This window comes from Piscinibacter defluvii (genome assembly GCF_004011805.1).
Taxonomy (GTDB): Bacteria; Pseudomonadota; Gammaproteobacteria; order Burkholderiales; family Burkholderiaceae_C; genus Piscinibacter; species Piscinibacter defluvii.
The window spans coordinates 437,928-451,762 of record NZ_RCHJ01000003.1; the positions used below are offsets into that span (position 1 = coordinate 437,928).

General features: G+C 72.7%; 12 protein-coding genes and 1 other RNA gene. 8 read left to right on the plus strand and 5 right to left on the minus strand.

Annotated features, from left to right (window positions below; genetic code table 11):
* Positions 1-6 precede the first annotated feature (6 nt).
* An RNA gene (gene ffs / locus D9C15_RS11535) (signal recognition particle sRNA small type) lies at positions 7-104 on the minus strand.
* Positions 105-211: 107 nt separating this feature from the next.
* On the opposite strand from ffs, the gene D9C15_RS11540 reads away from it, so the two are divergent.
* Positions 212-1,720 (plus strand): HDOD domain-containing protein, encoded by a 1,509-nt coding sequence (locus D9C15_RS11540; protein WP_127997586.1) that lies wholly within the window; start codon positions 212-214, stop codon positions 1,718-1,720.
* Here D9C15_RS11540 and D9C15_RS11545 read toward each other — a convergent pair whose 3' ends face one another.
* On the minus strand, positions 1,721-2,848 hold the full coding sequence (locus tag D9C15_RS11545; RefSeq protein ID WP_127997587.1) for an AIR synthase-related protein: 1,128 nt from the start codon (positions 2,846-2,848) through the stop codon (positions 1,721-1,723). It abuts the gene before it with no gap.
* 65 nt (positions 2,849-2,913) lie between these two features.
* On the opposite strand from D9C15_RS11545, the gene dnaX reads away from it, so the two are divergent.
* The 3 genes from dnaX to recR are packed head-to-tail and all read left to right on the plus strand — an operon-like array spanning position 2,914 to position 5,615.
* Positions 2,914-4,671 (plus strand): DNA polymerase III subunit gamma/tau, encoded by a 1,758-nt coding sequence (gene dnaX, locus D9C15_RS11550; RefSeq protein WP_127997588.1) that lies wholly within the window; start codon positions 2,914-2,916, stop codon positions 4,669-4,671.
* A gap of 19 nt (positions 4,672-4,690) precedes the next feature.
* Entirely contained in the window at positions 4,691-5,017 is a 327-nt protein-coding gene (locus D9C15_RS11555; protein WP_112189629.1) for a YbaB/EbfC family nucleoid-associated protein, read from the plus strand.
* A 10-nt stretch (positions 5,018-5,027) separates the two neighbouring features.
* Entirely contained in the window at positions 5,028-5,615 is a 588-nt protein-coding gene (gene recR / locus D9C15_RS11560; RefSeq protein WP_127997589.1) for a recombination mediator RecR, read from the plus strand.
* A gap of 13 nt (positions 5,616-5,628) precedes the next feature.
* Here the strand turns inward: recR and D9C15_RS11565 are convergent, their stop codons facing one another.
* Both D9C15_RS11565 and gloB read right to left on the minus strand, forming a co-directional pair.
* Positions 5,629-7,062 carry a transglycosylase SLT domain-containing protein gene (locus D9C15_RS11565; RefSeq protein ID WP_375138776.1) on the minus strand — a complete coding sequence of 478 codons (1,434 nt, stop codon included), beginning with the start codon at positions 7,060-7,062 and terminating at the stop codon, positions 5,629-5,631.
* A 119-nt stretch (positions 7,063-7,181) separates the two neighbouring features.
* Entirely contained in the window at positions 7,182-7,952 is a 771-nt protein-coding gene (gene gloB, locus D9C15_RS11570) for a hydroxyacylglutathione hydrolase (protein WP_127997591.1), read from the minus strand.
* On the opposite strand from gloB, the gene D9C15_RS11575 reads away from it, so the two are divergent.
* The 4 genes from D9C15_RS11575 to D9C15_RS11590 all read left to right on the plus strand — a co-directional run bounded on the left by D9C15_RS11575 (position 7,951) and on the right by D9C15_RS11590 (position 13,528).
* Positions 7,951-8,763 (plus strand): class I SAM-dependent methyltransferase, encoded by an 813-nt coding sequence (locus D9C15_RS11575; protein WP_127997592.1) that lies wholly within the window; start codon positions 7,951-7,953, stop codon positions 8,761-8,763. The genes gloB and D9C15_RS11575 overlap by 2 nt on opposite strands.
* Positions 8,764-8,773: 10 nt before the next feature.
* Positions 8,774-9,232 carry a ribonuclease HI gene (rnhA, locus tag D9C15_RS11580; protein ID WP_127997593.1) on the plus strand — a complete coding sequence of 153 codons (459 nt, stop codon included), beginning with the start codon at positions 8,774-8,776 and terminating at the stop codon, positions 9,230-9,232.
* A 67-nt stretch (positions 9,233-9,299) separates the two neighbouring features.
* On the plus strand, positions 9,300-10,451 hold the full coding sequence (locus tag D9C15_RS11585) for an efflux RND transporter periplasmic adaptor subunit (RefSeq protein ID WP_127997594.1): 1,152 nt from the start codon (positions 9,300-9,302) through the stop codon (positions 10,449-10,451).
* Positions 10,448-13,528 carry an efflux RND transporter permease subunit gene (locus tag D9C15_RS11590; RefSeq protein ID WP_127997595.1) on the plus strand — a complete coding sequence of 1,027 codons (3,081 nt, stop codon included), beginning with the start codon at positions 10,448-10,450 and terminating at the stop codon, positions 13,526-13,528. The genes D9C15_RS11585 and D9C15_RS11590 overlap by 4 nt, the downstream gene beginning before the upstream one ends.
* On the opposite strand, the gene D9C15_RS11595 is transcribed toward D9C15_RS11590, so the two are convergent.
* Positions 13,529-13,816, minus strand: a complete 288-nt coding sequence (locus D9C15_RS11595) for a late competence development ComFB family protein (RefSeq protein ID WP_127997596.1) — start codon at positions 13,814-13,816, stop codon at positions 13,529-13,531.
* Positions 13,817-13,835 lie beyond the last annotated feature (19 nt).

Here is a 13,835-nt window from a genome sequence, read left to right on the forward strand (position 1 = left end):
GGGGAGGGTGACGAGCCTTACCCCCGGCACTGGTTGCCACGGTTAGGGCTGCTTCGTTCCCGACCTGACCCGGTTGGCCGCGCTCCCATGCGGGGAGGCCCGTCAACGAACGATTCTACGGGACGGCCCGGGACGCGCCGAATTGCACGACCGCGTCCGCTGTGCGGAGCACAAATGATAAAAACGACAATATTGATGATCCAATGCGGGAATGAACGCTCCCGCCCCGGTCGATGCGCTGCTGGACCGGCTCTCGCGCCAACCCGACTTCCCCTCGCTGCCCGGCTTCATGCCCGAGGTGCGCCGGCTCGCCCGCTGCGACCGTGCCCGCGTGCAGAGCCTGTCGTCGGCACTGCTGAAGGACATCGGACTGAGCCAGCGGCTGCTGCGCCTGGTCAATGCGGCCTACTACCGGGCCGCCGGGGCCGGGCACATCGTCACCGTGACACGTGCGATCGCCGTGCTGGGATTCGAGGCGGTCGGGCGGCTGGCGGTGGCGGCGCGCATGGTCGAGTCGGTCGCACGGCGCAGCGGCAACGTGCTGCTGCGCGAGGAGTGCCTGCGGGCGATGCTGGCCGGCCAGATCGCCGAGATGCTGGCCGAGGGCCGGCGCGACGCCGAGGACGCCTACCTCGCGGCGTTGTTCCGCAACCTCGGCCGGCTGCTGCTGGCGTTGCACCTGCCCGAGCAGGCGCAGGCGCTGCGCGCCGCGGTGGCGCCGGCGCTCTGGCCGCGCGGCGATGCGGAGGAGGCGGCCGCGCGCAGACAGCTTGGCCTGGGCTGCAGCGAGATCGCCCAGCAGGTGGCGGGCCCCTGGGGCTGGCCGGCCGAGCTGCTGCGGGCGATGTGGCGCGACCCGGCCGGACTGCCGCCGGCGCCGGGGGCCCGGTTCGGGCCGGTGGAGATCGCGATCCTCGCCGACGACCTCGCCGACCTGATGCTGCACGTCGCGCCCGAGCGCTGGGCCGGATCGCACCCGCGCCTGTTGCGCCACCCGGACGGCCCCGACGCGCGCCGGCTCGACAGCCTGCTGCAGCGCGCCCGCCTGCGACTGCCGGAACTGGCGGCCGCACTCGACCTCACGCTGGAGCGCTTTCCGGCCTGGGGCGGGAGGGCGGCCGGTGGCGTGGCGCCGGAGGCGACGGCGCCGCTGCCCGATCCGCTGGCCCTGCCGCCGGCCACGCCCGGGCCGGCCGTGGCGCCGCGCGGCGCCGAGCTGCTCGGCATCGCGATCCAGGACCTCAGCGCCGCGCTGGTGGCGGGCGGCGACGCGCTGGCCGGCGCGCCGGCGCTGGCGCTGGAGTCGCTCTGGCGCGGGCTCGAGGCACGTGCCGCGATGCTGTTTCTGGCGCCGAGCGGCCGCGGTCCGATGCATGGTCTGGTCACGCTCTCGCGCGACGGCGCGGCGCAGTGGCACGCGGGCAGCCGCATCGACCCGGACGAACCGCGCGAGCTGTTCGCGATGCTGTGCCGGCGCGGGGCCGACACGCTGATCGAGGACGCAGCCGAACCACGCATCGCGCAGCGCCTGCCGGACTGGTTCCGCGCCGGGCCGGCGGCGCGGCGCTTCATGGTGCTGCCGCTGCAGGTGCGCGGCCGGCCGCTGGGCATGATCTACCTCGATGCCGGCCCGGATGCGCCGCTGCGGCCCGACGAGGCCTGCCTGCGCCTGGCCCGCAGCCTGCGCAACCAGCTGGTGCTGGCGCTGCCGGCGCCGTGATCAGCGCAGCTGCAGCTCGTCGCTGCCGTACTCGAGCCCGAGCGGCCCGATGATCAGCCGCTTCGGCCCGGCCTCGACACGCCCGGCCACCAGCGCCTCGACGCCCTGCGCCCGCGCGATCTCGACGCAGGCCGGCGCCTGTTCCGCCGCGACGAACAGCGCGAAGCCGGCACCCATGTTGAGCGTGCCGTAGGCCTCGTGGTCGTCCTGACGGGCGTGCTGCTGGATGAAGCGCAGCACCGGCGGCACGGGCGGGATCGCGTCGATGCGGTAGGTCAGTGCCGCGGGATGGCGCAGCAGCTTGCGCCAGCCGTGGCCGGTGATGTTGGCGCAGTAGTGCGGCACGATGCCGGCCTGCGCCAGTGCCTCGGTGACCGGCGAGTACAGCACGGTGGGCGCGAGCAGCGCCTCGCCGTAGCTCAGCCCCGGCGCGATCTCGGTGAGGTAGCCCTGCGGCAGGCGTTCGACCAGCTTGCGCGCCAGGCTCAGCCCGTTGGCGTGGATGCCGCTGGAGCCGAGCAGCACGATCGCGTCGCCGGCGCCCAGCCGGTCGCCCAGCGACAGCCGGCTCTTCGGGTTGACGATGCCGGTGCAGCTGGCCGCGAGGTCGATGCGGCCGTCGGCCACGATGCCCGCCAGCGCCGGCGTCTCGCCGCCGCCCCAGGCCACGCCGCAGCGGTCGCAGGCGGCCTTCCAGCCCGCCACCAGCGCCTGCGCGCGCTGGCTGTCGCCGAACCAGTCCGAGCCGCCGGCAGCCCAGTAGGCCTGCACCACCAGCGGCGTGGCACCGACGGTGATCAGGTCGTTGATCGCCATCGCGATGGTGTCCTGCGCGATCGCGTCGTACCAGCTGCGCCCGGTCAGCTCGTGCATCGCGTCGGCCACCAGCGCCTTGGATCCCAGGCATTCGACGATGCTGGCGAGGTGGAACGGCCCGACGTCGACCACGTAGGCCGATTCGCCGCGCGAGGCGGCGATCTCGGCGAAGCCGCGTGCGGCCAGGTTGGCGCCGGTGGCGGCGGCGGCGCGCTGCGCGGCGACCTTGAGCGGATCGATCAGGTCGTAGACGACGCCGGATAGTTCGTAGCTCAGCGTGCTGTGGGAATCGGGGGAGGCGGCATCGGTCATGGGGCGGGATTATCGGCGAGGCCCTGCCCGCGGACAGCGCGGGGGCGGCCCGTAGAATGCCCCGCATGAGCTACCTCGTGCTCGCGCGCAAGTACCGGCCCCGCGGCTTCGACGCGATGGTCGGGCAGGAGCACGTCGTGCAGGCGCTGGCCAATGCGCTCACCCAGCAGCGCCTGCACCATGCCTACCTGTTCACCGGCACGCGCGGGGTGGGCAAGACCACGGTCTCGCGCATCCTCGCCAAGTCGCTCAACTGCACCGGGCCGGACGGCTCGGGCGGCATCACCGCCAGTCCCTGCGGCGTGTGCGATGCCTGCCGCGACATCGATGCCGGCCGCTTCGTCGACTATGTCGAGCTCGACGCCGCCAGCAACCGCGGCGTCGACGAGATCTCGCAGCTGCTCGACCAGGCGGTCTACAAGCCGGTGCTCGGGCGCTTCAAGGTCTACATGATCGACGAAGTGCACATGCTCTCGACCACCGCATTCAACGCGATGCTCAAGACGCTCGAGGAGCCGCCCGAGTACCTCAAGTTCGTGCTGGCGACCACCGACCCGCAGAAGGTGCCGCCGACCGTGCTGTCGCGCTGCCTGCAGTTCAACCTGCGGCCGATGGCCCCGCAGACCGTGCAGGAGCACCTGGCGCGGGTGCTCGGCGAGGAGGGCATCGCCAGCGAGCCCGGCGCGCTGCGCCTGCTGGCGCGGGCCGCCCGCGGCTCGATGCGGGATGCGCTCTCGCTCACCGACCAGGCCATCGCCTTCGGCGGCGGCGCGCTGGCCGAGGCCGGCGTGCGCCAGATGCTCGGCGCGGTGGACCGCAGCCACGCGGTGCGCATCCTCGAGGCGCTGGCCGCGGGCGACGGTGCCGGGCTGGTCGCTGCGGTCGACGCCCTGCGCGGGCTCGGGCTCTCGGCCGCCGGCACGCTGGAGGAACTGGCCACGCTGCTGCAGCAGATGGCCGTGCTGCAGGCGGTGCCGGAGGCCGGCGACACCGACGACCCGGACGCACCGACGGTGGCGCGCCTGGCGGGACTGCTGCCGGCCGACGAGACGCAGCTCGTCTACAGCATCGCACTGCACGGCCGTGCCGAACTGGCGCTGGCCCCGGACGAGTACAGCGGCCTGATGATGGTGCTGCTGCGCGCGCTGGCCTTCCGCCCGGCCGGCGGCCCCGCGGCGCGTGCGCCCGACACGGCGGCAACGGCCGCGGCCCGACCACGCCCGGCGCCGAGCACGGTCGCCTCCGCGCCGTCCCGGCCGACGCTGGCCGCTGCGGCCGCCGCAGCGCCGGCCCCCGCAGCGTTGCGGGTGGAGGCCCCCGAGCCGCCGCCCTGGCTGGACGCACCCGACGAACTGGCCCCAGCCGACGAGGCCGCGGCCATCGCCGCGCCGCCGGCCGTGCCCGCGCCGCTCGCGGCGCCGACCGTCAACGCCACGCCGCTGGGCGACCGCTGGAACGCGCTGGTGCGCCGCATGGTCGAGGCCAACACGATCGGCGCACTGGTGCGCGAACTGGCGCTCCAGGCCCAGTGCATCGGTGTCGAGCAGTCGGTCTGGACCCTGCGCGTCGAACGCGAGACGCTGCGCAGTGCCGCCAATGTCGACAAGCTGCAGGAGGCGCTCGGCGCCGCGCTCGGCGCGCCGGTGCGGCTGGTGGTGGAGGCCGGCGCGGTGGACGATTCGCCGGCGCGGCGCGAGGCCGCCGAGCGCGCGCGCCGCCAGGCCGAGGCCGAGCAGATCATCCACGACGACCCGCTGGTGCGCGCGCTGCTCGCCCAGTACAAGACCGCCCGCATCGTGCCGGGTTCGGTCAAGCCCCATTGAATCCCCAGGAGCACCCGCGATGATGAAGAACCAGCTGGCCGGCCTGATGAAGCAGGCCCAGGCGATGCAGGACAACCTGAAGAAGGCGCAGGAGGAACTCGCCCTGATCGAGGTCGAGGGCCAGTCCGGCGCCGGCCTGGTGAAGGTCACGATGACCTGCAAGCACGACGTCAAGCGCGTGCAGATCGACCCGAGCCTGCTGGCCGACGACAAGGACATGCTCGAGGACCTGGTGGCTGCCGCCTTCAACGACGGCGTGCGCCGCGCCGAGCAGGTCAGCCAGGAGAAGATGGGCAAGCTGACGGCGGGGATGCCCATGCCACCGGGGATGAAGTTCCCCTTCTGAGTCCCGCCGCGTGACCGAGCCGACCCTTGCCGCGCTGATCGAGGCGCTGCGCCGCCAGCCGGGCATCGGCCAGAAGTCGGCCCAGCGCATCGCCTACCACCTGCTGCAGCACGACCGAGCCGGCATGCAGCAGCTGGCGCGGGCGCTGGAGGCCGCGGCGACGCAGGTGCGCCACTGCGAGCGCTGCCACACCTTCAGCGAGGCGACGCTGTGCGACATCTGCCGCGACACGACGCGTGATGCGCGCCAGCTCTGCGTGGTCGAGACGCCGGCCGACCAGGGGGCGCTCGAGCGCACCGGCAGCTACCGCGGGCTGTACTTCGTGCTGCTCGGGCGCCTGAGCCCGCTGGACGGCGTCGGCGCGCGCGAGATCGGCGCGGCCGAGCTGCTGCAGCGTGCCGCCGACGGCGTGACCGAGGAGGTGATCCTCGCCACCAGCTTCACCGCCGAGGGCGAGGCCACCGCCCACGTGCTGGCCGAGGCCCTGAAGGCGCGCGGGCTGAAGGTGACGCGCATCGCGCGCGGCGTGCCGATCGGCAGCGAACTGGAGTACGTCGACCTCGGCACCATCGCCCACGCGCTGGTGGACCGGCACTGAGCTCGCGTGCCGGTCAGCGCGCCGAGGCGGCCACCCGCGTGTTGCTGCCGCGCGCCGTGCGCTTGACGCTGGCGGTCTTGCGCGCCGCCGGCCGGCCCGCGGCGACCTTCTTGGCCGGCTTCGCGGCGACCCACACCACCACCTGCTCGCCCGCCCGGAACCGGCTGCCGACGGCCACGTCGTTCCACTGCGCCACCTGCGCCGGGGCGACCCGGTAGCGCCGCGCGACGCTGGCGACGCTGTCGCGCTTGCCGGCCTTGAGCACCAGCCGGCGCTTCGCCGGCTCGGCCGGTGCGAACGCGATCTGCGCATGTTCGGCCAGGTGCTCGGGCACGTCGGCATGGCGCTGTTCGCTGCGCGGCACCAGCAGCGCCGAGCCGGCACGCACCAGCATGCGCGGCGGAATGCGGTTGACCTCGCGCAGCGTCGCCTCGTCCATGCCCACCAGCTTGGCGGCCGCGGCGGTGCTGAGCGTCCGGGGTGCGACCCAGGCCGTCCAGCTCGCCAGCGGGCCGCGGTGCTGCGGCAGCCGGCGCACGAAGGTGTTGGCGTTGTCGTAGGGCAGCAGCACCTGCGGCGTGCCGGCGGCCAGGATCACCGGCTTGTTCATCTGCGGGTTGAGTGCCTTGAACTCGTCCAGCGGCAGCTCGGCCAGCGTGGCGGCCAGCGCGACGTCGATGTCGCGTTCGATCGGCACGGCCAGGAAGTAGGGGTGGTTGGCCAGTTCCGGCAGCTCGAGGCCGTAGTCGGCCGGCGCGAGAACGATGTTCTTGATCGCCTGCAGCTTGGGCACGTAGTTGCGCGTCTCGGCCGGCATGCGCAGGCTGTCGTAGTCGGTCGGCAGGCCGGCGCGGCGGTTGCGCTCGATGGCGCGGCCGACGTTGCCCTCGCCCCAGTTGTAGGCCGCCAGCGCGAGCTGCCAGTCGTCGAACATGCCGTGCAGCTTCTGCAGGTAGTCGAGCGCGGCGCGCGTGGAGGCCAGCACGTCGCGCCGGTCGTCGCGGAACATGTTCTGGCGCAGCTCGAAGCTGCGGCCGGTGGCGGGCATGAACTGCCACATGCCCGAGGCGCGTGCCGAGGACATCGCCTGAGGATTGAAGGCGCTCTCGACGAAGGGCAGCAGCGCCAGGTCGGCGGGCATGCCGCGCTTGTCGAGTTCCTCGACGATGTGGAACAGGTAGCGCCCGCCGCGCTCGGTCATGCGCTGCACGTAGTCGGGCCGGTCGGCGTACCAACGCTCCCATTGGCGCACCAGCTCGTTGTCGAGGGTCGGGATGCGCAGGCCGCCGCGCACGCGCTCCCACAGGTCGACGCGGGCGCTGCGGTCGTCGAGGTCGAGCGGCACCTCCGGGCGCAGCGGGTCGACCGGCGCCGGTGCCCTGGCGCTTTCCGCGGCCGGCTCGGCAAGCGGTACCGGTGCTGCCGGCGGGTCCGGGACGACGGGCACGGCCTCCGCGGCAACCGGCCCGACTGGCGTGTCGCCCGTCGTCGGCGCCGTTGCGCAGCCTGCCAGGAAGATTGCCAGCGCGGCCAGGCACGCTCGGACACGGACGGCGGTCGGTCGGGTCATCGGAATTCGTTCTTCCACTGGCGCAGCGCTGCGAACACGTCGCTGCCGCCGCGGCTGGGCGCGCCATGCGCCACCGCGGCCGCGACGACGGCCGGCTCGTCGCAGCGCAGGAACGGGTTGACGGCGCGCTCGCGGGCGATGGTCGAGGGCAGGGTGGGGCGCTGTTGCGCACGTTCGGCCTCGCACCAGGCGGCGTAGCGCGCCAACGCTTCGTTGCCGGGCTCCACCGCATGCGCGAAGCGCAGGTTGGACAGGGTGTACTCGTGGGCGCAGCAGACCCGCGTGTCGCCCGGCAGCGCGGCCAGGCGTGCGAGCGAGGCGTGCATCTGCGGCGGCGTGCCCTCGAACAGGCGACCGCAGCCGCCGGAGAACAGCGTGTCGCCGCAGAACAGCAGCGGCACGGGCTCGCCGCCCTGGTGGAAGTAGGCGATGTGGCCCGCCGTGTGCCCGGGCACCTCGATCACGTCGAAGCGCAGGCCGAGCACGTCGACCACGTCGCCGTCGTCGAGCGGCTCGTAGGGTGCCGGGATGTCCTCGCGCCGCGGGCCGTGCACCGTGCCGCGCAGGCGCGGGCGGAGGGCATCGACGCCGCCGACATGATCGCCATGGTGATGGGTCACTAGAATGCCCGCCAGAGTCAGGCGGTGTGCATCGAGCGCGGCTTCGACCGGTCCCGCTTCGCCTGGATCCACGACCACGGCGCGGTCACCGTCGTGCAGCATCCAGATGTAGTTGTCGGCGAAGGCAGGCAGGGCGATCAGGTTCATGGCGGATAACCCGCGGATTATAGGTTTGACCCGCTGGCTGCAGAGCCCGGCGGGCCGTTACCTGCTCGAGTGGGAACAGCAGCACCTGGACAGCGCGGTGGCCGACCTGTTCGGCTTCCACGCCGTGCAGCTCGGCCTGCCCGAGCTCGACGCGCTGCGCGCCAACCGCATGCCGCACCGCTGGGTGGCCGAGCAGGCCGGAGCGCCAGCCGCCGCCGAGGAGGCCGCACTGCCGCGCGCCGCGCTGGCGCTGCGCGTCGACTACGACGCGCTGCCCTTCGACAGCGCCAGCCTCGACCTGGTGGTGCTGCCGCACACGCTGGAGCTGGCACACGACCCGCACCAGACGCTGCGCGAGGTCGAGCGGGTGCTGGTGCCGGAGGGCCGCGTGGTGATCGTCGGCTTCAACCCGGCCAGCCTGTGGGGCCTGCGGCAGCGCTTCGGGCGCATCCGGCGCGGCCTGGGGCTGGCGCGGCGCCAGGGCCTGTTCCTGCCCGATGCGGGCGAGTTCCTGGCCTACCGGCGGCTGCGCGACTGGCTGCGCCTGCTCAGTTTCGAGGTCGAGGCCGGACGCTTCGGCTGCTACCGGCTGCCGGTGGCTTCGGAGCGCTGGCTGCAGCGCAGCGCGTGGATGGACCATTCCGGCGAGCGCTGGTGGCCGGTGTTCGGCGCGGCCTATTTCGTCACCGCGGTCAAGCGCGTGCGCGGCATGCGGCTGGTGGGCCTGGCGCGCGAGCCGGTGCGGCGCGTCAAGGCCGGTGCCGTGATCGCCACGCAGAAGCAGCGCCGCACCGAGGAGGAACCGGCTTGAGGACAAGGGCATGAGCGGCGCGACGATTTCGCGCCCGCAGGTCGAGGTCTGGACCGACGGCGCCTGCAAGGGCAACCCCGGGCCGGGTGGCTGGGGCGTCTGGCTGCGCAGCGGCACGCACGAGAAGGAGCTGTTCGGCGGCGAGAAGCAGACCACCAACAACCGCATGGAACTCACGGCGGTCATCGAGGCTCTGTCTTCGCTCAAGCGCACCTGCGACGTCACGGTGCACACCGACAGCGAGTACGTGCGCAAGGGCATCACCGAATGGATCCACGGCTGGGAGCGGCGCGGCTGGAAGACGGCCGACGGCAAGCCGGTCAAGAACGCCGAGCTCTGGCGGCGCCTGGACGCGCTGCGCAAGCTGCACCACGTGCAGTGGCGCTGGGTCAAGGGACACGCCGGCGACGTCGGCAACGAGCGGGCCGACGCCCTGGCCAACCGCGGTGCCGCGTCGGTGACTGCCTGACGAAACCCCGCGCTGCGCCGGGCCATCCGGCACGCTACATTGCGTTGCGACTCGAAGGACGCCTGACGTGAAGACCCTGCACACCGTCGTCGCCGTGCTCGGCATCGGCGCGGCCGGCACGCTCGCCTGGTGGTGGCAGCAGCGTGCGCCGGTCGGCGGCGCGCCCGTGCTGGCGGCCAGCGCCGCCGTGCCTGCGGCGCAGCCGGTCGCGGCCGCCCCGGTGGAGATCGGTCGCGTCGAGCTGGCGCGCATCGAGGACGACGCCCAGGCCGTGGGTTCGCTGCGTGCGCGCCAGAGCGTGATGCTGCGGCCCGAGGTCAGCGGCCGCATCGCGAAGTTCGGCTTCGAGAACGGTGCACGCGTGCGGCGCGGCCAGTTGCTGGTGCAGCTCGACGACACGCTGCAGCGCGCCCAGCTGCAGCAGGCGCAGGCGCAGGCCTCGATCGCGCGCACCACGCTCGAGCGCAATCGCGAGCTGCTGGCGCAGAGCTTCGTCAGCGCCAGCGCCGTCGACCAGAGCGCCGCGGCGCTGGAGGTGGCGCAGGCCCAGGTCGCGCTCGCGCAGGCGCAGCTGGCGCGCATGCGCATCGAGGCGCCGTTCGACGGCGTGGCCGGCATCCGCACGGTCGACCTGGGCGACTACGTGAAGGACGGCACCGACCTGGTCAGCCTCGAGGACCGCTCGGCGATGTGGGTCGACTTCCGCCTTGCCGAGCGTTACCTCGCGCGGCTGAAGACGGGGCAGGGCGTCGAGGTGCAGATCGACGCGCTGCCCGGCCGCGGCTTCAAGGGCACGGTGGAGGCGGTGGATGCCCTGCTCGACGCCAACGGCCGCTCGCTGCTGGTGCGCGCGCGCCTGTCCGATCCGCAGGGTGAGCTGCGCTCGGGCATGTTCGCGCGTGCGCGGACGGTGTTCGCGGTGCGCGAGCAGGCCACGCTCGTGCCCGAGGAGGCGCTGGTGCCGCAAGGCGGCAAGCAGTTCCTGATCAAGGTGGTGGACGGGCCGAACGGCCAGGTCTCGCAGCGGCTGGAGGCGCGCATCGGCGTGCGCCTGCCGGGCAAGGTGGAGATCCTCGAGGGCCTGAGCGGCGGCGACCAGGTCGTCACCGCCGGCCATGCGCGCCTGCTGCGCGGCGAGGCGGTGCCGCTGCGCGCGGTCGACATCGACGCGCCGGCCGCACCGAAGCGTCCGCCCCGCGCCGCCTCGTCCGCGGCATGAAGCTGTCGGAAACCTCGATCCGCCGTCCGGTCTTCGCGACCGTGATGTCGCTGATGCTGATCCTGGTCGGCGCGGTGTCCTTCCAGCTGCTGCAGGTGCGCGAGTACCCGCGCATCGACGAGCCGGTGGTCAACGTGACCACCCGCCTGACCGGCGCCTCGTCCGAGGTGATCGAGTCGCAGGTCACCAAGCCGCTGGAGGACTCGATCGCCGGCATCGAGGGCGTGGACATCATCACCTCGGTGTCGCGCTCGGAGCAGAGCCAGATCACGGTGCGCTTCAAGCTCAGCAAGAGCCCGGAGGACGCGGCGGCCGACGTGCGCGACCGCGTCTCGCGCGTGCGTGCCCGGCTGCCCGACGCGATCGACGAGCCGGTGATCGCCAAGGTCGAGGCCGACGCGACGCCGACCATCTGGCTCGCCTTCCAGAGCGACACGCTGTCGCCGCTGGAGATCACCGACGTGATCAACCGGGTCGTCAAGCCGCGCCTGCAGACCGTGCCGGGCGTGGCCGACGTGCAGATCAACGGCGACCGCAAGTTCTCGATGCGCATCTGGCTCGACCCGGACAAGCTCGCCGCCTACCGGCTGACGGTGCAGGACGTCGAGGACGCGCTGCGGCGCCAGAACCTCGAGGTGCCGGCCGGGCGCATCGAGAGCCGGCAGCGCGAGTTCAGCGTCACCGCGCAGACCGATCTGGCCACGCCGGCACAGTTCGGCCAGATCGCGCTCAAGACCGCCGCCGGCTACACGGTGCGGCTGGCCGAGGTGGCGCGCATCGAGCAGGCCGCGGCCAGCGAGCGCACCAGCGTGCGGCTGAACGGCGTGCCGGCCGTCTCCACCGGCGTGATCCGCCAGGCCACCGCCAATCCGCTCGAGGTCTCGGCCGGGGTGCGGGCGGTGATGCCGCAGATCCAGCAGGAACTGCCGGCGGGCCTGCGCGTGGCCCAGGCGAACGACAACTCGGTGTTCATCGACCGCTCGATCCAGTCGGTCTACCGCACCATCGCCGAGGCGGTGGTGCTGGTGGCGCTGGTGGTGTTCGTGTTCCTGCGCCACCTGCGCGCCGCGGTGATCCCGCTGGTCACGATTCCCGTCAGCCTGATCGGGGTGTTCTCGGTGATGGCGCTGGCCGGCTTCACGGTCAACACGCTCACGCTGCTGGCGCTGGTGCTGGCCATCGGCCTGGTGGTGGACGATGCGATCGTGGTGCTGGAGAACATCTTCCGCCACATCGAGGAGGGCCTCAGCCCGTTCCAGGCCGCGCTGCGCGGCGTGCGCGAGGTCGGCTTCGCGGTGGTGGCGATGACGCTCACGCTGGCCGCGGTGTTCGCGCCGCTGGCGTTCACCCCCGGGCGCACCGGGCGGCTGTTCGTGGAGTTCGCGCTGACGCTGGCCGGCGCGGTGATCGTCTCCGGCTTCGTCGCACTGACGCTGACGCCGATGATGTGCAGCAAGCTGCTGCGCCACGAGCCGGCACCCAACCGCTTCGACCGCGGCATGGAGGCGCTGCTGGCCGGCCTGGGCCGTGCCTACGAGGGCGCGCTGCGCTTCGTGCTGGGGCAGCGCTGGATCGTCGGCCTGGTGATGGCGGTCTGTGCCGGCGCGAGCTGGTGGCTGTTCAGCCAGGCCAAGAGCGAGCTGGCGCCGCTGGAGGACCGCGGCGTGATCCTGGCCACCGTCAACGCCCCGGACGGCTCGACGCTCGAGTACACCCAGCGCTACATGCAGGCGATCGAGCGCATCGGCATGGGCTACGAGGAGTTCGACCGGGTGTTCGTGGTGACCGGCAACCCGACGGTCTCGCAGGGTGTCTCGTTCCTGCGCACGGTGGACTGGTCGCAGCGCGAGCGCAGCACGCTGCTGCTCGCGCGCGAGCTGCTGCCCAGGTTTGCGGCGCTGCCCGGGGTGTCGGCCTTCCCGGTCACGCCGCCCTCGCTCGGTCAGGGCTTCCGCGAGCGCTCGATCAACGTGGTGATCGTCAGCTCCGATTCGTACGAGCGCATGGCCGGCGTGGCGCAGGCCTTTCTGGCCGAGATGGCGAAGAACCCGGGCATCGTGCAGCCCGACAGCGACCTGCGCCTGAACAAGCCCGAGCTGTTCCTGCAGGTCGACCGCGACCGTGCCGCCGATGCCGGCGTCAGCGTCGAGCAGGTGGCGCGCACCGTCGAGACCATGCTGGGCGGACGCAACGTGACGCGCTACAAGCGCGACGCCGAGCAGTACGACGTGATCGTGCAGACCGAGGGCCGCGGCCGCACCACGCCGGAGGACATCGACCGGCTGTTCGTGCGCGGTCGCAACGACGCGATGATCCCGCTCAGCTCCCTGGTGACGGTGCGCGAGTCGGTCAGCCCGCGCGAGCTGAACCACTTCAACCAGCGCCGCTCGGTCACGCTGACCGCCAACCTCGCGCCCGGCTACGCGCTCGGCGAGGCGCTGCAGTTCATGGACGCCACCGCGGCCAAGGTGCTGCAGCCGGGCTACGCCCTCGAGCTGAACGGCGTCTCGCGCGAGTTCCGCGCCAGCAGCGGCGCGCTCGGGCTGGTGTTCGTGCTGGCGCTGCTGTTCATCTTCCTGGTGCTCGCGGCGCAGTTCGAGAGCTTCGTCGATCCGTTCGTCATCCTGCTGTCGGTGCCGCTGTCGATGGTCGGCGCGCTGCTGGCGCTGCGCCTGTCGGGCGGCACGCTGAACGTTTACTCCCAGATCGGGCTGATCACGCTGGTCGGGCTGATCACCAAGCACGGCATCCTGATCGTCGAGTTCAGCAACCAGCTGCGCCAGCAGGGCCGCGACGTGATGCAGGCGGTGCAGGAGGCCGCGGCACTGCGCCTGCGGCCCATCCTGATGACCACCGCGGCGATGGTGCTGGGGGCGCTGCCGTTGGCGCTGGCCAGCGGCGCCGGCGCCGAGAGCCGGCGCCAGATCGGCTGGGTGATCGTCGGCGGCATGTCGCTGGGCACGCTGCTGACCGTGTTCGTCGTGCCGACGGTGTACACGCTGTTCGCGCGCCGGCGCGTGCCGGGCGAGATCACCGAGGCGGCCGAGCCGGCGGTCCCGGCCTCGGCGGCGCACTGATCAGACGCGCGCGCGCATCGCCTTGCGGGCCTGCACGAACTCGAACGCGAAGTTGACCGCCTCGGCGATCGCGCGGTCGTTGTCGCGCCGCTCCTTGTCGGTCAGGTAGAAGGCGAAATCCACCTCGTGGCGGATGTAGCGCGGCGGCAGCCGGTTCAGCGCCACGCAGGCGATGTCGGCCAGCAGCTCGGGCGTGGCCAGGTGCGCGAAGCGCGGCGCGGACGCGCGCACCGCTTCGAACACCGCACGCTCGTGGTGGTTGAAGATCGAATCGAAATCGCCGCTCATGCCAGGGCCCCCGACGACA